The 17,847-nt window shown below is 67.3% G+C and carries 14 protein-coding genes and 1 tRNA gene; 10 read left to right on the top strand and 5 right to left on the bottom strand.

The genetic code is table 11. The features are described 5' to 3' along the window. The first annotated feature begins 114 nt into the window (after positions 1-114). From VK92_RS21990 to VK92_RS21975, 4 genes are all read left to right on the top strand, one after another. Entirely contained in the window at positions 115-1,104 is a 990-nt protein-coding gene (locus VK92_RS21990; protein WP_021157647.1) for a YVTN family beta-propeller repeat protein, read from the top strand. 16 nt (positions 1,105-1,120) lie between these two features. Further along, entirely contained in the window at positions 1,121-2,095 is a 975-nt protein-coding gene (locus VK92_RS21985) for a sterol desaturase family protein (protein WP_021157648.1), read from the top strand. A 111-nt stretch (positions 2,096-2,206) separates the two neighbouring features. Beyond that, positions 2,207-3,034: an EI24 domain-containing protein gene (locus tag VK92_RS21980; RefSeq protein WP_021157649.1), complete on the top strand. Its 828-nt coding sequence runs from the start codon at positions 2,207-2,209 to the stop codon at positions 3,032-3,034. Beyond that, complete coding sequence (locus tag VK92_RS21975; protein WP_048024093.1) at positions 3,031-3,846, top strand: competence/damage-inducible protein A; 816 nt, start codon at positions 3,031-3,033, stop codon at positions 3,844-3,846. Before VK92_RS21980 ends, VK92_RS21975 begins: the two co-directional genes overlap by 4 nt. Before the next feature lie 115 nt (positions 3,847-3,961). Here VK92_RS21975 and VK92_RS21970 read toward each other — a convergent pair whose 3' ends face one another. Then, positions 3,962-4,426 (bottom strand): rhodanese-like domain-containing protein, encoded by a 465-nt coding sequence (locus tag VK92_RS21970; protein WP_048024091.1) that lies wholly within the window; start codon positions 4,424-4,426, stop codon positions 3,962-3,964. A 407-nt stretch (positions 4,427-4,833) separates the two neighbouring features. Here VK92_RS21970 and glnA point away from each other — a divergent pair, with 407 nt between their 5' ends. The 4 genes from glnA to VK92_RS21950 all read left to right on the top strand — a co-directional run bounded on the left by glnA (position 4,834) and on the right by VK92_RS21950 (position 11,314). After that, complete coding sequence (gene glnA / locus VK92_RS21965) at positions 4,834-6,249, top strand: type I glutamate--ammonia ligase (protein WP_017331833.1); 1,416 nt, start codon at positions 4,834-4,836, stop codon at positions 6,247-6,249. A gap of 160 nt (positions 6,250-6,409) precedes the next feature. Continuing rightward, entirely contained in the window at positions 6,410-7,552 is a 1,143-nt protein-coding gene (glnL, locus tag VK92_RS21960) for a nitrogen regulation protein NR(II) (RefSeq protein WP_021157653.1), read from the top strand. Positions 7,553-7,598: 46 nt separating this feature from the next. Then, positions 7,599-9,116: a nitrogen regulation protein NR(I) gene (ntrC, locus tag VK92_RS21955; RefSeq protein WP_021157654.1), complete on the top strand. Its 1,518-nt coding sequence runs from the start codon at positions 7,599-7,601 to the stop codon at positions 9,114-9,116. A gap of 89 nt (positions 9,117-9,205) precedes the next feature. After that, entirely contained in the window at positions 9,206-11,314 is a 2,109-nt protein-coding gene (locus VK92_RS21950; protein WP_048024089.1) for a prolyl oligopeptidase family serine peptidase, read from the top strand. A 19-nt stretch (positions 11,315-11,333) separates the two neighbouring features. On the opposite strand, the gene xth is transcribed toward VK92_RS21950, so the two are convergent. Then, positions 11,334-12,110 carry an exodeoxyribonuclease III gene (xth, locus tag VK92_RS21945; RefSeq protein WP_048024087.1) on the bottom strand — a complete coding sequence of 259 codons (777 nt, stop codon included), beginning with the start codon at positions 12,108-12,110 and terminating at the stop codon, positions 11,334-11,336. Between the two features lie 183 nt (positions 12,111-12,293). Between xth and VK92_RS21940 the strand changes: the two genes are divergently transcribed. Then, positions 12,294-12,370, top strand: a tRNA-Met gene (locus tag VK92_RS21940). A 98-nt stretch (positions 12,371-12,468) separates the two neighbouring features. Here VK92_RS21940 and VK92_RS21935 read toward each other — a convergent pair. Beyond that, positions 12,469-13,161 (bottom strand): aspartate/glutamate racemase family protein, encoded by a 693-nt coding sequence (locus VK92_RS21935; RefSeq protein WP_048024085.1) that lies wholly within the window; start codon positions 13,159-13,161, stop codon positions 12,469-12,471. Between the two features lie 136 nt (positions 13,162-13,297). Here VK92_RS21935 and dinB point away from each other — a divergent pair, with 136 nt between their 5' ends. After that, complete coding sequence (gene dinB / locus VK92_RS21930) at positions 13,298-14,491, top strand: DNA polymerase IV (RefSeq protein WP_021157658.1); 1,194 nt, start codon at positions 13,298-13,300, stop codon at positions 14,489-14,491. 60 nt (positions 14,492-14,551) lie between these two features. Here the strand turns inward: dinB and VK92_RS21925 are convergent, their stop codons facing one another. Beyond that, entirely contained in the window at positions 14,552-16,639 is a 2,088-nt protein-coding gene (locus tag VK92_RS21925) for a M3 family metallopeptidase (protein ID WP_021157659.1), read from the bottom strand. A 223-nt stretch (positions 16,640-16,862) separates the two neighbouring features. After that, positions 16,863-17,723 carry a bifunctional methylenetetrahydrofolate dehydrogenase/methenyltetrahydrofolate cyclohydrolase FolD gene (gene folD / locus VK92_RS21920; protein WP_048024084.1) on the bottom strand — a complete coding sequence of 287 codons (861 nt, stop codon included), beginning with the start codon at positions 17,721-17,723 and terminating at the stop codon, positions 16,863-16,865. Positions 17,724-17,847: the final 124 nt, after the last annotated feature.

Below are 17,847 nucleotides of genomic sequence, written 5' to 3'. Positions count from 1 at the left end.
CCGCCCGGCCGGGCCGCCGCCGCGTGCGTCGAAGTGGCGCAATGCCGGCCCAGGTCAACCGGCCGGGCCGGTTGAACGTTTTACAATGACGGTTGTTCCACGACGTGAGTCTTCATGCGCACTTTCCTTTCCCTCGGCCGCACGCTCGCGCTGGCCGCCGCCGTGCTGGCGCCCGCCGCCCACGCGAATAACGTGATCATCCTCAATTCGGCCGAAGCGACGCTTTCCCTGATCGACCAGCAGACCCGTGAGGTCGTCGGCACGATGCCGACCGGCAAGGAACCGCACCACCTGATGGCAACGCCCGACAATTCGTCGCTGATCGTTGCAAATTCGGTCTCGAACAGCCTGATGTTCCTCGATCCGAAGACGGGCAAGCTGCAGCGCACCGTCGAAGGGATCGACGATCCTTACCAGCTCGGTTTCTCGCCCGACCGCAAGTGGTTCGCGGCCGCCGGCCTGCGCCTCGACCGCGTCGACATCTACGGCTACGACGGCCGCGACCTGAAGCTCGTGAAGCGCGTGCCGCTCGAAGTCATGCCGAGCCACCTCGCGTTCACGAAGGACAGCAAGACGCTGCTCGTGTCGCTGCAGGTGTCCGGCGAGATCGCGGCGATCGACCTGCCGACGCAGACGGTCAAGTGGAAGATGAAGGTCGGCAAGGTGCCGGCCGGCCTGTGGCTCACGCCGGACGACAAGTACCTGCTCGTCGGCATGACGGGCGCGGATTACGTTGCGGTGGTCGACTGGCGCAACCAGAAGGTCGTCAAGCAGATCTACACCGGCAAGGGCGCGCACAACTTCCGTTCGCTCGCCGACGGCACCCACGTCGCGGTGACGAACCGGGTCGCGAACACGATCAGCATCATCGACGAGAACACGCTCACCAACGTCGGCGACATCACCGGCCTGCTGCCGGGCCCGGACGACATGGAGCTGTCCGCCGACAAGAAGACGCTGTGGGTGACGTTCCGCTTCGCGAAGAAGGTCGGGATCATCGACCTGGCGTCGCGCAAGCTGGTGCAGACGATCGCCGTCGGCCGTTCGCCGCACGGGATCTACTTCTACGACCGCGCGCCGTGGCGCGCAGCGAACGGCGCGTGACGGGCGGGGGAGAACGATGCTGCACCTGATCGATGCGTTCGTATCGGACATCCAGACCTGGCTGTACGTCGACGTCGTGCAGCCGCTCCTCTTCAAGTTCAACCTGATGGACTACGACGAGGACACCTACGACGCGCTGTACTGGGTGATCGTTGGTGCGCTGCAGATGGTGCTGATGTTCGTGCTGCTGCGCCCGCTGGAGGCGCTGCGGCCCGTCGAACGCTGGACGAACCGCCGTGCCGTGCGGGTCGACGTGATCTACACCGCGATCGCGAAGCTCGGCATCTATTCGCTGTTCTTCTTCTTCGCGCTGCAGCCGCTGTTCGACAACTTCCAGGCGTGGCTGCGCCTGCACGGGGTCGCGAACGTCAACCTCGACTACCTGTGGCCGGGCGTGACCTCGAAGCCGATCGTCGCGTTCGCGATTTATCTCGTCGTGCTCGATTTCGCCGGCTACTGGTATCACCGCTGGCAGCACAAGTTCGGCGTCTGGTGGGAACTGCACGCCGTGCATCACAGCCAGCGCCAGATGTCGCTGTGGTGCGACGACCGCAACCACGTGCTCGACGACGTGATCCAGTCGTGCTTCTTCGCGGCGATCGCGCTCGTGATCGGCGTGACGCCGTCGCAGTTCGTCGTGCTGACCGCGTTCACCAACTTCATGCAGAGCATTCAGCATACGAATGCGCGCCTGTCGTTCGGCTGGCTCGGCGAGCGCCTGTTCGTGAGCCCGATCTTCCACCGGCGCCACCACGCGGTCGGCTACGGCCACGAAGGCACGAAGTACGGGTGCAACTTCGGCGTGCTGTTCCCGTGGTGGGACATGATGTTCGGCACCGCGTCGTGGAACCGCACGGTCGAGCCGACCGGCATCCGCGACCAGGTCGAGGGCGTGTCCTACGGCGAAGGCTTCTGGGCGCAGCACGGCCTCGCGTTCGTGCGGATCTTCCGGCGCCTGTTCCCCGCCAAGCGCGGCGCGGCGTCGGCCTGATCCGGCCATTCCCACGTTGAGCGGCTCTCCCACGCGGCCCGCATGTGCTTTGGCGCATGCGGGCCGCGTGGTTTATCCTTTCCCCGTTTTTCTCCGTCGATACAGGCTCGCATGAACGACTTGCTGCGTTCCTTCGTCCGGGCATTGGCGAGCGCACTGCATCCGCGCATGCTCTGGCTCACCCTGATGCCGTTTCTCGTCTCGGCCGTCCTGTGGGGCGTCGTGTTGTGGTTCTCGTGGCAGACGCTGCTGGACCTCGCACGCGGCGCGCTCGACGGCTTCGTGCTGACGGCCCTGCTGTACCGCGCGTTCGACGCGATCGGCATGTCGCAGCTGCATGCGGTCGTCGCGCCGTTCGTGGTCGTGTCGCTCGCGATTCCGCTGATCGTGCTGACCGTGCTGTTGCTGATCGCGACGATTTCGATGCCGGTCGTGATCAAGCACCTGTCGAACCGGCAGTTCGCGGCGCTCGAGCCGAAGCGGGGCGGCACCTTCTTCGGCAGCGTGTTCAATTCGCTGTGGGCGGCGCTGGCCGGCGTCGTCGTGCTGGTCGTCACGATCCCGCTGTGGCTGATTCCACCGTTCTTCGCGCTGCTGCCGCCCGTGATCTGGGGCTGGCTCACGTACCGCGTGATGACCTACGACGCACTCGCGCTGCACGCGAGCCGCGACGAGCGCCGGGCGCTCGTGCGCCGGCACCGCTGGCCGCTGATCGGCATCGGCGTCGCGACCGGGCTGCTCGGCACCGTGCCGACCTTCGTGTGGGTGTCGTCGGTCTGGATGATGGTGCTGTTCCCGTTCGTCGCGGCGGCCATGATCTGGGTTTACGCTTTCATCCTCGTCTTCTCGGCGCTGTGGTTCGGGCATTATTGCCTGCGCGCGCTGGAGGACCTGCGTGCGAGTTCGCGCGCCACCGCAATCGACATGGGGCAGGCATGAGCATCGGCATCATCATCATCGGCGACGAAATCCTTTCGGGCCGCCGGCAGGACAAGCATCTGGCGAAGGTCATCGAGCTGCTCGGCGCACGCGGCCTCGCGCTCGACTGGGCCGAATACGTCGGCGACGATCCGGCGCGCATCACGGCGACGCTCGCGCGCGCGATCGCGTCGGGCGACATCGTGTTCTCGACGGGCGGGATCGGCGCGACGCCGGACGACCACACGCGCCAGTGCGCGGCCGCCGCGCTCGGCGTGACGCTCGAGCTGCACCCGGAAGCGAAGGTGCTGATTTCGGAGAGGATCCGCGAAACCCACACCGACCCGGCCACGCCGGTCGATTTCGCTTCTCCGGAGAACCAGCACCGCTTCAACATGGGCGTGTTTCCGGTGGGCGCGACGATCATCCCGAACGGCTACAACCGGATTCCCGGTTTCTCGGTCGGCGACCTGCACTTCGTGCCGGGCTTCCCGGTGATGGCGTGGCCGATGATCGAATGGGTGCTCGATACGAAGTACGCGCACCTGCATCACGCGACGCCGCACGCGGAGCGTTCGCTGTACGTGTTCGAGTTGCCGGAATCGACGCTCACGCCGTTGATGGAGCGCATCGAGCGCGATTTCCCGGGCGTGCGCGTGTTCAGCCTGCCGAGCGTGGGTGATGCGGAGCGTGGCGGGATCTTCGCGCGCCGTCACATCGACCTCGGCGTGAAGGGCGAGCCGGAAGCGGTCGCGGCCGCGTACGTGAAGCTGCGCGAGGGCGTGCACCTGCTCGGCGGCGACGTCGTCGAAGCCGAGGCGTCGCGCGCCTGAGCGGCGTGCCGGCCGGCCGCACAAAAACCACGGGCCGCGCAACGCGGCCCGTCATCGGCATGTCATCGCCCGGCTCGACGATGAGGCTGTCGTTACCAGCGGGCGCGGCGCGCCGTCAGGCGCCGATCCACGGCAGTTTCCGGAAGCACCAGCCATCGACGGTCTTGCGGTGGCCTTCGGCGTCCTTCGCGCCCTCGAAGCCTTCGAGCAGGTCGAACGCCTTCGTGAAGCCGGCCTGCGCGGAGGCGACCGCGGCGAGCTTCGAGCGCGCGGCGCTGCGGCACAGGAACAGGATGGGGGTAGCGGGCGGGAGGGCCGCCTTCAGTTCGTTGACGAATTCGGCGTTCGGCACGCCGCCCGGGTAGCGCGTCCATTCGAGGTGCAGGTACTGGCCGTCGCCGACGAGCGGGCGGCCGATCCAGTCGAGTTCGGCGCGGGTGCGCACGTCGACGAGGCGCGCCGACGGATCGAGCTGCAGCAGTTCGAAGGCTTCGGCCGGCAGCAGCGCCCCGGCGTAGTTGAGCGCGCCTTGGGCGCGGCGTTCGTCGGCCTTCGCGTAAAGCTGGTCGAGCGTACTCATGGCAGGGAGTCTCCGTATCGGTCAAACGAGCATTCTAGCGCGGCGTCGCGGCACGGATGGCCGCGTGCGGTGCGGTGCACGCGTGGCCCACGCGTTCACCAAAAAAGTGCAGAATGGCACGCATGCACCAGAATGATTCCTTGACTGCGGCGGGTCGCCGGAATTGCACCATCACAGTGCTTTCGGCAAGCGACCGGTGCGGCGCAAGGCCCCGGAATCGCGCAGCCCGGCCCTGTCGTGGCGAGCCCCGGCGCGATTTGCGCCCGTCGTTCGCAAAGGTGGCACGGAAGCTGCTATATAGAATTCGGTCGAATCGGGGCGCGCTGCGCCAAAGCAAGACCCCGGTCAGCTCGATAAACGAGGCGGTTCCCAGTCCGCCGGAATTGTTCTAATCAGGAGAAGAGGTTATGAGTAAAACCGTCGCCGACGTCATGCAGCTCGTGAAGGACGAGGACGTCAAGTTTGTCGATTTCCGCTTCACGGATACGCGCGGCAAGGAGCAGCACGTGTCGGTGCCGGTTTCGGCGTTTGACGAAGACAAGTTCGAAAGCGGCCATGCATTCGACGGCTCGTCGATCGCCGGCTGGAAGGGCATCGAGGCGTCGGACATGCTGCTCATGCCGGACCCGAGCGCCGCTTTCGTCGACCCGTTCTACGAAGAGTCGACCCTTGTGCTGACCTGCGACGTGGTCGAGCCGGCCGACGGCAAGGGCTACGAGCGCGATCCGCGTTCGCTCGCGAAGCGCGGCGAAGCGTACCTGAAGAGCACGGGCATCGGTGACACGGCCTACTTCGGTCCAGAACCGGAATTCTTCATTTTCGACTCGGTCCAGTGGAACACGGACATGTCGGGCTGCTTCGTGAAGATCAATTCGGAAGAAGCGCCGTGGTCGGCAGGCAAGGAATTCGAAGGCGGCAACACGGGCCACCGTCCGGGCACGAAGGGCGGCTACTTCCCGGTCGCACCGGTCGACACGTTCCAGGACATGCGTTCGGAAATGTGCCTGCTGCTCGAACAGCTCGGCATTCCGGTCGAAGTGCACCACCACGAAGTGGCGGGCCAGGGCCAGAACGAAATCGGCACGAAGTTCTCGACGCTGGTTCAGCGCGCCGACTGGACGCAATGGTCGAAGTACATCATCCACAACGTCGCGCACTCGTACGGCAAGACGGCGACGTTCATGCCGAAGCCGGTCGTCGGCGACAACGGTTCGGGCATGCACGTTCACCAGTCGATCTGGAAGGACGGACAGAACCTGTTCGCGGGCAACGGCTACGCCGGCCTGTCGGAACTGGCGCTGTTCTACATCGGCGGCATCATCAAGCACGCCCGTGCACTGAACGCGATCACGAACCCGACGACGAACTCGTACAAGCGTCTGGTCCCGCACTTCGAAGCACCGGTCAAGCTCGCGTACTCGGCGCGCAACCGTTCGGCATCGATCCGCATTCCGCACGTGTCGAACCCGAAGGGCCGCCGTATCGAAACGCGCTTCCCGGATCCGATGGCGAACCCGTACCTGTGCTTCACGGCGCTGATGATGGCCGGCCTCGACGGGATCCAGAACAAGATCCATCCGGGCGAAGCAGCGGACAAGAACCTGTACGACCTGCCGCCGGAAGAAGATGCAAAGATCCCGACCGTCTGCGCGGGCCTCGACCAGGCACTCGAAGCGCTCGACAAGGATCGCGAGTTCCTGACGCGCGGCGGCGTGTTCACGGACGGCATGATCGACGCGTACCTCGCGCTGAAGGAGCAGGAGCTGGCGAAGTTCCGCATGACGACGCACCCGATCGAGTTCGAGATGTACTACTCGCTGTAATCGGCGATGGCGCTTCGATTCAGCGCCGTTTTGCCGGTTCGTTCCCGCCGCGTGGTTGGCGGCGGGGGCGGCGGAGTCTGAAAGGGGCGGCGTTCAGCCGTCCCTTTTTTGTTCCGGTGATTTTCCTTTTCTGGCCCGTTGAGGCGCGACAAGCACGCAGATGGTTCTGAAGAATCTGATCAAGGCGAAAACGGGGCAGCCCGAGCGACTGACGGACGACGAGCGGCTCGCACGCTCGGGCCTGCTGGCGGGGCTGGAAGCGCTGCCGACGGTCGTGCTCGTGCTCGACCGCAAGACGCTGCGGATCGCGTTCGCGAACCCGTCCGCGGAGGCGATGCTCGACATCTCGCGCCGGCAGCTCGCGCAGCGGCCGTGGGGCGAGATCTTTCCGAATGCGAACGAACTGGCGTCGACGATCACCGCGATCGGCGAGGAACGCTTTCACGCGACGCACCTCGATACCGTGCTCGACCGGCCCGGCCGCGAACCGCTGCACGTGCACGCGATCGTCGGCTTCCTCGAGACCGCGCCCGATTTCGTGCTCGTCGAGCTGTTCGAGAACGAACGGCAGTCGCGCACCGATCGCGAGGAGCGCATCCACGACCTGACCGCGGTCAACAAGCAGCTGATCCGCAACCTCGCGCACGAGATCAAGAATCCGCTCGGCGGCATTCGCGGCGCAGCCCAGCTGCTCGAATTCGAACTCGGCGAGCGCGAGCGCGGCGAGTTGCGCGAATACACGCAGGTGATCATCAAGGAGTCCGACCGCCTGCAGACGCTCGTCGACCGGTTGCTGGAGCCGCACCGGCATCCGCACATCGTCGGCGACGTGAACATTCATGAAGTATGCGAACGCGTGCGCGCGGTGATGCTCGCGGAATTCCCGCGCGGGCTCACGATCGAGCGCGACTACGACGTGAGCGTGCCGGACCTGCGCGGCGACAAGGAACAACTGATCCAGGCGCTGCTCAACATCGTGCGCAACGCGGCGCAGGCGCTGCGCGAACGGATCGCGCAGGGCGACGCGAAGATCGAGTTGCGCACGCGCATCGCGCGCAAGGTGACGATCGCGAAGCGCCTGTACCGGCTGGCACTGGACTTGCACGTGATCGACAACGGGCCCGGCATCCCGGAAGACATCCGCGACCGGATCTTCTACCCGCTCGTGTCCGGGCGCGACGACGGCAGCGGCCTCGGCCTGACGCTCGCGCAGACGTTCGTGCAGCAGCACGACGGGACGATCGAGGTCGAAAGCCGGCCCGGGCGTACCGAATTTCAGATCCTGCTGCCGCTCGATCATTGAGCGGCGGCATGGCGATTCACCGGATTCACCAATATCTGACCGACCTATGAAGCCGATCTGGATAGTAGACGACGACCAATCGATCCGCTGGGTGCTTGAAAAGGCGCTCGCCCGGGACAGCTTCGCGACGAAGAGCTTCGCGAACGTGCGCGACGCGCTGGCCGCGCTCGACCACGAGACGCCGCAGGTGCTCGTATCCGACATCCGGATGCCGGGCGGCTCGGGCCTCGAGTTGCTGCAGGCGATGCACGAGCGCCTGCCGGGCCTGCCCGTCATCATCATGACGGCGTTCTCCGATCTCGACAGCGCCGTCGCGGCGTTCCAGGGCGGCGCGTTCGAATATCTCGCGAAGCCGTTCGACGTCGACAAGGCGGTCGAACTGATCCGCCGCGCCGTCGAGGAAAGCCTGCGCGGCGGCGTGCCGCAGGACGAGCGCGTGGCCGAGGCGCCCGAGATGCTCGGCCAGGCGCCCGCGATGCAGGACATGTTCCGCGCGATCGGCCGCCTGTCGCATTCGGCCGCGACCGTGCTGATCACCGGCGAATCGGGCACCGGCAAGGAGCTCGTCGCGCGTGCGCTGCACCGTCACAGCCCGCGCGCGAACGGGCCGTTCATCGCGCTGAACACCGCGGCGATCCCGAAGGACCTGCTCGAATCCGAGCTGTTCGGCCATGAGCGCGGCGCGTTCACCGGCGCGCAGTCGACGCGGCAGGGCCGCTTCGAGCAGGCCGAGAACGGCACGCTGTTCCTCGACGAAATCGGCGACATGCCGTTCGACCTGCAGACGCGCCTGTTGCGCGTGCTGTCGGACGGGCAGTTCTATCGGGTCGGCGGGCACAACCCGCTGCGCGCGAACGTGCGCGTGATCGCCGCGACGCACCAGAATCTCGAATCGCGCGTGCGGCAGGGCCTGTTCCGCGAAGACCTTTACCACCGGCTCAACGTGATCCGGCTGCGGCTGCCGCCGCTGCGCGAGCGCAGCGAGGACATCGCGCTGCTCACGCGCCACTTCCTGCAGAAGAGCGCGCGCGATCTCGGCGTCGAGCCGAAACGCGTGTCCGACGAGGCGCTGGCCTACCTGACGTCGCTCGCGTTTCCCGGCAACGTGCGCCAGCTCGAGAACCTCGCGAACTGGCTGACCGTGATGGCGCCCGCGCAGACGGTCGAGATCAAGGACCTGCCGCCCGACCTCGTGCCGGCCGGCGCGCCGGTCGTCGCTGCGGGCGAAGGTGCGGGCACGCACGTCGGCGGTGGCGATACGGCACTCTCGGCACCGGTGACGGGCACGGCGCCGGTGGCGTCCGCGCCGGTCGCGGCCGCGCCGAACGGCAGCGCGCCGGCCGGCTATCCGGTGTGGGAGCATGGTTTGCGCACCGAGGTTGCACGGCTGTTGCGCGAGAACTCGGCCGACGTGATGGACGAACTCGCACGCCGCTTCGAGGCGGCCGTGATCCGCGAGGCGCTCGACTTCACGCGCGGTCGCAAGGTCGAGGCCGCGGAGCGCCTCGGCATCGGCCGCAACACGATCACGCGCAAGATCCAGGAACTCCATCTGGAGCCCTGAGCACGATTTGCGGCATGCGCGGGCATCGCGCATGCCGCGATCGGACATAATCGCGGTTTGCACGCCGTTTGCCATTCCGCCCATCCGCAATGTCCGATTCCTTCCGCTGGCCCGCCGGGGCCGACCCGTTCCGTTTCCTCGAAGCGCTCGACAGCAAGCGCGCCCGCACGTGGGTCGACGAGCAGAACGCGCGCACGCGCGCCGCGCTGCGTGACGACGATGCCTATCGCGCGCTCACGGCGCGCCTCGCGAAAGCGTACCTGCCGCGCGAACGCCCGGTGATTCCAACCCGCTGGCGCGACTGGGCCTACGACCTGTGGCAGGACGATCTCCATCCGAAGGGGCTGTGGCGCCGCACGCGCTGGGACGACTGGCGTGCGGGCCGGCCGGCGTGGGAAACGCTGCTCGACGTCGACGCGCTCGGCGCGGAGGAGGGCGAATCGTGGGTGTTCGAGCAGGACGCGATCCTGTATCCGGACGGCGATCGCGCGCTGCTGTCGCTGTCGCCGGGCGGTGCCGACGCGGTCGTCGTGCGCGAATTCGATCTCGTCGAACGTCGTTTCGTCGACGGCGGCTTCACGATCGACGAGCCGGGGCATCACACGGTCGGCTGGATCGATCGCGATACCGTCTACGTGAGCTGGGATCGCGGCGCCGCGCATGCCACCGCGGCCGGCTATCCGTATGAAGCGCGGCGCTGGGTGCGCGGCACCGCGCTTGCCGATGTGCCCGTCGTCTTCAGCGGCGAACCCGACGACATCAGCGCGGGCGCGGGGTTCGATCCGATCGACAATCGCCACGTCGCGTGGCGCAGCGTCGACTTCTTCGACGCGCATGCGTACCGGCTGACCGATGCGGGCGAGTGGGCGCGCTACGACGTGCCGCCCCATGTCGAGGTCGGGTTCTGGGAAGGCTGGCTCATGCTGGAGCCGCGCCTCGACTGGGATTGCGGCGGTGTGCGCCATGCGGGCGGCTCGCTGCTGGCGATCCGCGAGCAGGCGTTCCTGGCCGGGTCGCGCGAACTCACGACGCTGTTCGCGCCGCAGCCGACGACGTCCGCATGCACGTGGACGCACACGCGCACGACGCTGATCGCGAGCTGGCTCGACGACGTGCACAACCGCACGCTGCTGTGGCAACCGCGACAGGTCGACGACGGTACGTGGACATGGGATGCGCGGCCGTTCGAGTGGACGGGTGACGCGCAGATCGACGTCGAGCCCGTCGAGGCGACGCTGAACGACGAGGTGTACGTCGACGTCGACACCTATCTCGATCCGCCCGAGTGCTGGCTGGCGGATCTGGCCGACCGCGCGGACGATGCGTCGTCGCGCCGCGTGCTGCTCGACCGGCCGCCGGTGCAGTTCGACGCGACGGGGCTCGTCGTGCGCCGCGCGAGCGCGCGCTCGCGAGACGGCACGATGGTGCCGTACACGCTGATCGGGCCGCGCGATGCACTCGATCCGGCCGAAGGCGCCACGCGCGTCGCGCGGCCGTGTTTGCTGTCGGGCTACGGCGGTTTTGCGATCCCGAACCTGCCGGGCTACAGCGACGCGTTCGGCATCGGATGGCTCGAGCGCGGCGGCGTGATGGCGTTCGCGCACATCCGCGGCGGCGGCGAGTTCGGGCCGCGCTGGCACGTCGACGCGCAGCGTGAACACCGCCAGCGCTCGTTCGACGATTTCATCGCAGTGGCCGAGGATCTGGCCGCGACCGGCGTGACGAGCGCCGCACAGCTCGGCATCGAGGGCGGCAGCAACGGCGGGCTGCTGGTTGCCGCGTGCATGGTGCAGCGGCCGGAGCTGTTCGGCGCGGTGCTTTGTCGCGTGCCGCTGCTCGACATGCGACGTTATCCGAAGCTGCACGCGGGCGCCGCGTGGCTTGACGAATACGGCGACCCGGAGGATCCGCACGAAGGTGCGGCGCTTGCCGCGTATTCGCCGTATCACCGCGTGCGCGAGGGCGTCGCGTATCCGCCGTTACTGCTGACGACGTCGACGCGCGACGACCGCGTGCATCCCGCGCATGCGCGCAAGATGGCCGCGCGCATGCATGCGCTCGGTCATGAACGGGTGTGGTATTGGGAGAACACCGACGGCGGCCACGGCAGTGCCGACGATCTGGAACGCGCGGAAGCCGACGCGGCGGAATTCGGGTTCCTGTGGGCCCATCTCGGGCCGGCGCCCGCGCGGCGCTGAACGCGCGCGGGCGGCCCGGTCAGCCGACGACCGCGACCACGGGCGTGTGGTCGGACGGCTGTTCCCACGTGCGCGGCGTGCGATCGACCTCGCACGACGTGCAGGTTTGCGCGAGCGCCGGCGACAGCAGCACGTGGTCGATGCGCAGCCCCGCGTTGCGACGGAACGCCATCATCCGGTAGTCCCACCACGTGAAGGTCTTCTCCGGCTGTTCGAAGCGGCGGAACGCATCGACGAAGCCGAGTTCGATCAGTTGCGCGAAGTGGGCGCGCTCCTGCGGCGACACGAGGTTCTGGCCTTCCCATTTCGCGGGGTCGTGCACGTCGCGGTCTTCCGGCGCGATGTTGTAGTCGCCGAGCAGCGCGAGCTTCGGGTAGCGCTGCAGCTCGGTGCGCAGCCACGCCTGCAGCGCGTCGAGCCATTGCATCTTGTAGACGAACTTGTCCGAGTCGGGCGCCTGGCCGTTCGGGAAATACGCGGACACGATGCGCACGCCGTCGACCGTCGCGGCGATCACGCGCTGCTGCGGATCGTCGAAGCCTGGAATGTTTCGCACGACGTCCGATTCGTCGACGGACAGCGTGTCGCGCGCGAGGATCGCGACGCCGTTGTAGGTCTTCTGGCCCGTGAACCAGCTGCGGTAGCCGGCGGCTTCAAGATCGGCGCGCGGGAATTTCTCGTCCGGCAGCTTCAGTTCCTGCAGGCACAGCACGTCGGTGCCGCTTTGCGCGAGCCAGTCGAGTACGTGCTGCTTGCGGACGTTGAGCGAGTTGACGTTCCAGGTGGCGATTTTCATGAACGGGAGTGTGCGTGCGGGGTAAATGCGAAGGCCGCCATCTTACCGCGAGCACGCGGTGCGAACGCGCCCGTCGTGCGGGGTTGGGGCGGTGCCTCGCACCGTCGTCACGGGGAATCGGGAAGAAATTGTGACAAAAGTATTGACGTGAGTACTTCCTCACCCTATAATTTATTTCTCTGACGCGGGGTGGAGCAGTCTGGCAGCTCGTCGGGCTCATAACCCGAAGGTCGTAGGTTCAAATCCTACCCCCGCAACCAAGCACACCAGACGATGTGCAGCGCAAGTGACCGATGCGCGCTTCGTCGACAGGAACCCGGCCCCGTGCCGGGTTTTTTGTTTTCTGCGCGCGGCGCCGCTATTGCGCCGCCCACTCGACCGCCGCCTTCGCATGCAGCGCGGTCGTATCGAACACCGGCAGCGGCGAGTCGTCCGCGCCGATCAGCAGCGTGATTTCCGTGCAGCCGAGGATCACCGCCTGGGCGCCGCGTGTCGCCAGTTCCTCGATGATCGTCACGTACGTCGCGCGCGATTGCGGCGCGATGATGCCGTGGCACAGCTCGTCGTAGATGATCCGGTGCACGTCGTCGCGCCCGCGTTCGTCCGGCACGAGTACCTCCATGCCGAACCTGTCGCGCAACCGCTCCGCGTAGAACGGCAACTCCATCGTGTAGCGCGTGCCCAGCAGCGCGACGCGCTCGATGCCCGCATCGCGCAGCGCGGCGCCGGTCGGATCGGCGATGTGCAGGAACGGCAGCGTCACCGCGGCTTCGATCGCGGCGTGGACGCGATGCATCGTATTGGTCGTCAGCACGACGAGATCGGCGCCGGCCGCTTCGAGCTGCCGCGCGGCGCTGGCCATCCGCTCGCCGAGCGCGGCCCAGTCGTGCGTGCGCTGCAGCGCTTCGATCTCCGCGAAATCGACCGTGACCAGCACGCTTTTCGCGTTGTGATGCCCGCCGTGCAGCGCCTTCGAATGGCGATTGATCATCCGGTAGTACTCGGCCGACGATTCCCAGCTCATCCCGCCGATCAGTCCGATCGTCTTCATCCGTCACCTTTGCGTTTCGTGTATTGCGGCAGACGAGTATAGGCGCCGCTGCCCGCGCCGGCCGGTACGATCCGTGCAAAGCGGGCCGGTACGGCACAGCCGGGCGCGACCGCACGCGACAGTTGAAACCGGCACTGTGTTTTTGTACAGTATCGGCACCGTGAACCCGACCATCATTCCGCCTGCCGATCCGCACGCGCCGCCACCGGGCGACGTGCTGCCGCGCATGCGCAAGATCATTCATTGCGATTGCGACTGCTTCTACGCGTCGGTCGAGATGCGCGACGACCCGTCGCTGCGCAACCGGCCGCTCGCGGTCGGCGGCCGGCCCGACCAGCGCGGCGTGATCGCGACCTGCAACTACGAGGCGCGGCGCTACGGCGTGCATTCGGCGATGTCCTCGGCGCTGGCGATGCGCAAGTGTCCGGACCTGCTGATCCTGCCGTCCGCGATGGACAAGTACCGCGCGGCATCGCGGCAGATCATGGCGATCTATCGCGACTACACGCCCGACGTCGAGCCACTGTCGCTCGACGAGGCGTACCTCGACGTCAGCGGGTCGGAGCGGTGCCAGGGCAGTGCGACGCTGATTGCGCGGGAGATCCGTCAGCGCGTGCACGATACGGTCGGTGTGACCGTGTCGGCCGGCGTCGCGCCGAACAAGTTCATCGCGAAGATCGCGTCCGACTGGAACAAGCCCGACGGGTTGTTCGTCGTGCGGCCGCACGAGATCGACGCATTCGTCGCGGCGCTGCCGGTGCGCAAGCTGCACGGCGTCGGCAAGGTGACGGCCTCGCGGCTCGACCGGCTCGGCATCCAGACCTGCGCGCAATTGCGCGACTGGCCGCTGATCGACCTGCACCGCGAATTCGGCGCGTTCGGGCGGCGGCTGTACGAATTGTCGCGCGGGATCGACGAGCGGCCGGTGCAGGCCGACCAGGAGCGCAAGTCGGTCAGCGTCGAGACGACCTACGTCACCGATCTGACGACGCTCGAGCAGTGCGCGGAAGAAATCCGCCGCCTCGTCGTGCAGCTCGACGCGCGTATCGCGCGGGCGGGCGCCGCGCGGTCGATCCGCAAGCTGTACGTGAAGATCCGCTTCGCCGATTTCCAGCGGACGACGGTCGAGTGCGTGGCCGACGCGACGCATGCGGATACGGCCGTCACGCTGCTCGCGAAGGGGCTGCAACGGCGTGCGCAGGCGGTGCGGCTGCTCGGCGTCGGCGTGCGCATCGACGAGGATACCGCCGAGCGCCACGGGCAGTTCTCGCTGTTCGACGACGAAACCGGACACGCCGGCGACGCAGCCGACGAACCCCCGGCGCCATGAAAAAAGGCACCGCCGCGGCGGTGCCTTTCGATGCAGCCGGACGAGCCGGACAGCGGGCGCTCAGTGCGCAGGTGCGGCCATCCCGTTGTGGCGCAGCAGCGCATCGATCTGCGGCTCGCGGCCGCGGAACGCCTTGAACGAGTCCATCGCCGGGCGGCTGCCGCCGACCTCGAGGATTTCGCGGCGATAGCGCGTGCCGGTCGCTGCGTCGAGCACGCTGCCGCTCGCGGCGGCCGCTTCCTCGAACGCCGCGTACGCATCGGCCGACAGCACCTCGGCCCACTTGTAGCTGTAGTAGCCGGCCGCGTAGCCGCCCGCGAAGATGTGGCTGAACGTGTTCGGCCAGCGCGAGAACGCGGCTTGCGGGATCACGTGATAGCGTTCGTTGATCTCGCGCGCGAATGCGGTCACGCCGGTGGCGCCTGCCGGGTCGAAGTCGACGTGCAGCAGCATGTCGAACATCGAGAACACGATCTGGCGCAGCGTGCCGAGCCCGCTCTGGAAGTTCTTCGCGGCGATCATCTTGTCGAACAGCTCGCGCGGCAGCGCGGCGCCCGTATCGACGTGCGACGACATCGACGACAGCACGTCCCATTCCCAGCAGAAGTTTTCCATGAACTGCGACGGCAGCTCGACGGCATCCCATTCGACGCCGTTGATGCCCGACACGCCGAGCTCGTCGACGCGCGTGAGCATGTGGTGCAGCCCGTGACCGAATTCATGGAACAGCGTGATGACTTCGTCGTGCGTGAAGCATGCGGGCTTGCCGCCGACCGGTGCCGAGAAGTTGCAGGTCAGGTACGCGACCGGCGTCTGCACGGTGCTGCCGCGCTTCGCGCGCGAACGCGCGTCGTCCATCCACGCACCACCGCGCTTGCCTTCGCGCGCGTACAGGTCGAGATAGAACTGCGCGACGAGCGAGCCGTCGCGGTTCTCGACGCGGAAGAAGCGCACGTCCTTGTGCCACACCGGCGCATCGTCCGGCTTGATCTGGACGCCGAACAGCGTCTCGGTGACGGTGAACAGCCCCTTCAGCGCGGCCGGCTCCGGGAAGTACTGCTTGACCTCGTTTTCCGAGAACGCGTAGCGCTGCTGGCGCAGCTTCTCGGCCGCGTATGCGACGTCCCACGGCGCGAGTTCGGCGAGGCCGAGTTCCTTCGCGGCGAACGTGCGCAGCTCGTCCCAGTCCTTGTCCGCGTGCGGGCGTGCGCGCGTTGCGAGATCCTCGAGGAACGCGATCACCTGCTGCGGCGATTCGGCCATCTTCGGCGCGAGCGACACTTCGGCGAAGTTGCGGTAGCCGAGCATCTGCGCCTCTTCGCGGCGCAGCTTCAGCGCATCGGCGACGATCGCCGTGTTGTCCCATTCGGCCTTGCCGTCGCCGTACTGCGGCCCGAGTTCCGACGCGCGCGTCGCATAGGCGCGGTAGAGCGTCTCGCGCAGCGCGCGGTTGTCGGCGTATTGCAGCACCGGGAAGTACGACGGGAAGTGCAGCGTGAATTTCCAGCCTTCCTTGCCGTCCTTCTGCGCGGCTTCGCGGGCGGCCTCGATCGCGTCGCCGGGCAGGCCGGCCAGTTCGGCGTCGTCCTGCACGATGTACGCGTACGCGTTGGTCGCGTCGAGCACGTGATCGGAGAAGGCCTTCGACAGCGCGGCCTGCTGTTCCTGCAGTTCGGCGAAACGCGGCTTCTGGTCCTCGGGCAGCTCGGCGCCCGACAGGCGGAAATCGCGCAGCGCGTTGTCGAGGATCTTTTTGCGTTCGGTGGACAGCGTTGCGTATTCGGCACTCGCGGCGATTGCCTTGTACTTCTCGTACAGCGCGAGGTTCTGGCCGACGCTCGACCAGAATTCGGTCACGCGCGGCAGGTTTTCGCCGTAGGCGGCTCGCAGTTCGGGGGTATCGGCGACCGCGTTCAGGTGGCCGACGATGCCCCACGCGCGACCGAGCGGCTCCGTCGCGTGCTCGACCGTCTCGACGACATCCGCCCAGGTTGCCGGCGTCGCGGCGGCGCTTGCGGTCTCGACCGCGCGGCTGGCGGCATCGAGCAACGTGTCGAGCGCGGGCGTCACGTGTTCCGGGCGGATCTCGCCGAAGCGGGGCAGGCCCGAGAAGTCGAGAAGCGGGTTGGTGTTGGCGCTGGCGGACATAAGACTCCCTGTCTGTTGCCGGATGAACCGGAGTGAAAAGGGTAAGGCGCGCACGACAGCGCGGCGCCCGATATCGACATTATTGGGGCGCATCGCGCGCTTTCCAATCGTTAGTTTCTAACGACGCGATTGGCGCGGGGTCGAATGCGGGATGGGGTGGCCGGCAAGGTGCGGCCGGCGAGGCGCCGGCGCGCGGAACCGCACGCCGGCTGAACGGGCAGGGTCAGGCTGCTGCGTCGGCCGCGCGCTCGGCGGCTTCGATCGTGTTGATCAGCAGCATCGTGATGGTCATCGGGCCGACGCCGCCCGGCACCGGCGTGATGTGGCCGGCCACTTCCTTCACGCCCGCGAAGTCGACGTCGCCGCACAGCTTGCCCGCATCGTCGCGGTTCATGCCGACGTCGATCACCGTCGCGCCGGGCTTGACCATGTCGGCGGTCAGGATGTTGCGCTTGCCGACCGCGGCGACCACGACATCGGCCTGTCGCGTATGCGCGGCGAGGTCGCGCGTCTTGCTGTGGCAGATCGTCACGGTCGCGCCGGCGTCGAGCAGCATCATCGCCATCGGCTTGCCGACGATGTTCGAGCGGCCGATCACGACCGCGTTCGCACCCTGCAGCGGGATGCCGTGCGCCTCGAACATCTTCATCACGCCGTACGGCGTGCACGGGCGGAACAGCGGCTTGCCGGTCATCAGCGCGCCGGCGTTCGCGATGTGGAAGCCGTCGACGTCCTTCTCCGGCGCGATCGCCTCGATCACCTTGTGGCTGTCGATGTGCGCGGGCAGCGGCAGCTGGACGAGGATGCCGTGGATCTTCGGGTCGCGGTTCAGCTCGTCGATGCGCGCGAGCAGGTCGGCTTCCGACAGCGTGGCCGGGTACGCATCCTTCAGCGAGAAGAAGCCGTTGTCCTCGCACGCCTTGATCTTGTTGCGCACATAGACTTCGCTCGCCGGGTTGGCGCCGACGAGGATCACCGCGAGACCGGGCTGGTGGCCGCGTGCGGTCAGGGCGGCGGCGCGTTCGGCGGCCTGCGCGCGCAAGGTCTTCGAGAGGGCGTTGCCGTCGATGAGGAGGGCTGTCATGGTGGTGGTCCTGCCGGGAAGTTGGAATGCGGGCGTGCGGCACGCGAAGCGCCGCAGCAAAGCACGCAATTATACCGGTCGCCTGCCGTCGTCCGACAGTGAATACAAGGAAAGCGTCATGGCG

The organism is Burkholderia sp. LK4, assembly GCF_001043615.1.
In the GTDB taxonomy this organism is placed as follows: Bacteria; Pseudomonadota; Gammaproteobacteria; order Burkholderiales; family Burkholderiaceae; genus Burkholderia; species Burkholderia cepacia.
This window is presented reverse-complemented; position numbering and strand designations above follow the sequence as displayed.

Excerpts from the sequence above, each read along its gene's own strand:
- VK92_RS21990 (WP_021157647.1), top strand. The coding sequence starts at position 115 with ATGCGCACTTTCCTTTCCCTCGGCCGCACGCTCGCGCTGGCCGCCGCC.
- VK92_RS21985 (WP_021157648.1), top strand. The coding sequence starts at position 1,121 with ATGCTGCACCTGATCGATGCGTTCGTATCGGACATCCAGACCTGGCTG.
- VK92_RS21980 (WP_021157649.1), top strand. The coding sequence starts at position 2,207 with ATGAACGACTTGCTGCGTTCCTTCGTCCGGGCATTGGCGAGCGCACTG.
- VK92_RS21975 (WP_048024093.1), top strand. The coding sequence starts at position 3,031 with ATGAGCATCGGCATCATCATCATCGGCGACGAAATCCTTTCGGGCCGC.
- VK92_RS21970 (WP_048024091.1), bottom strand. The coding sequence starts at position 4,426 with ATGAGTACGCTCGACCAGCTTTACGCGAAGGCCGACGAACGCCGCGCC.
- glnA (WP_017331833.1), top strand. The coding sequence starts at position 4,834 with ATGAGTAAAACCGTCGCCGACGTCATGCAGCTCGTGAAGGACGAGGAC.
- glnL (WP_021157653.1), top strand. The coding sequence starts at position 6,410 with ATGGTTCTGAAGAATCTGATCAAGGCGAAAACGGGGCAGCCCGAGCGA.
- ntrC (WP_021157654.1), top strand. The coding sequence starts at position 7,599 with ATGAAGCCGATCTGGATAGTAGACGACGACCAATCGATCCGCTGGGTG.
- VK92_RS21950 (WP_048024089.1), top strand. The coding sequence starts at position 9,206 with ATGTCCGATTCCTTCCGCTGGCCCGCCGGGGCCGACCCGTTCCGTTTC.
- xth (WP_048024087.1), bottom strand. The coding sequence starts at position 12,110 with ATGAAAATCGCCACCTGGAACGTCAACTCGCTCAACGTCCGCAAGCAG.
- VK92_RS21935 (WP_048024085.1), bottom strand. The coding sequence starts at position 13,161 with ATGAAGACGATCGGACTGATCGGCGGGATGAGCTGGGAATCGTCGGCC.
- VK92_RS21925 (WP_021157659.1), bottom strand. The coding sequence starts at position 16,639 with ATGTCCGCCAGCGCCAACACCAACCCGCTTCTCGACTTCTCGGGCCTG.
- folD (WP_048024084.1), bottom strand. The coding sequence starts at position 17,723 with ATGACAGCCCTCCTCATCGACGGCAACGCCCTCTCGAAGACCTTGCGC.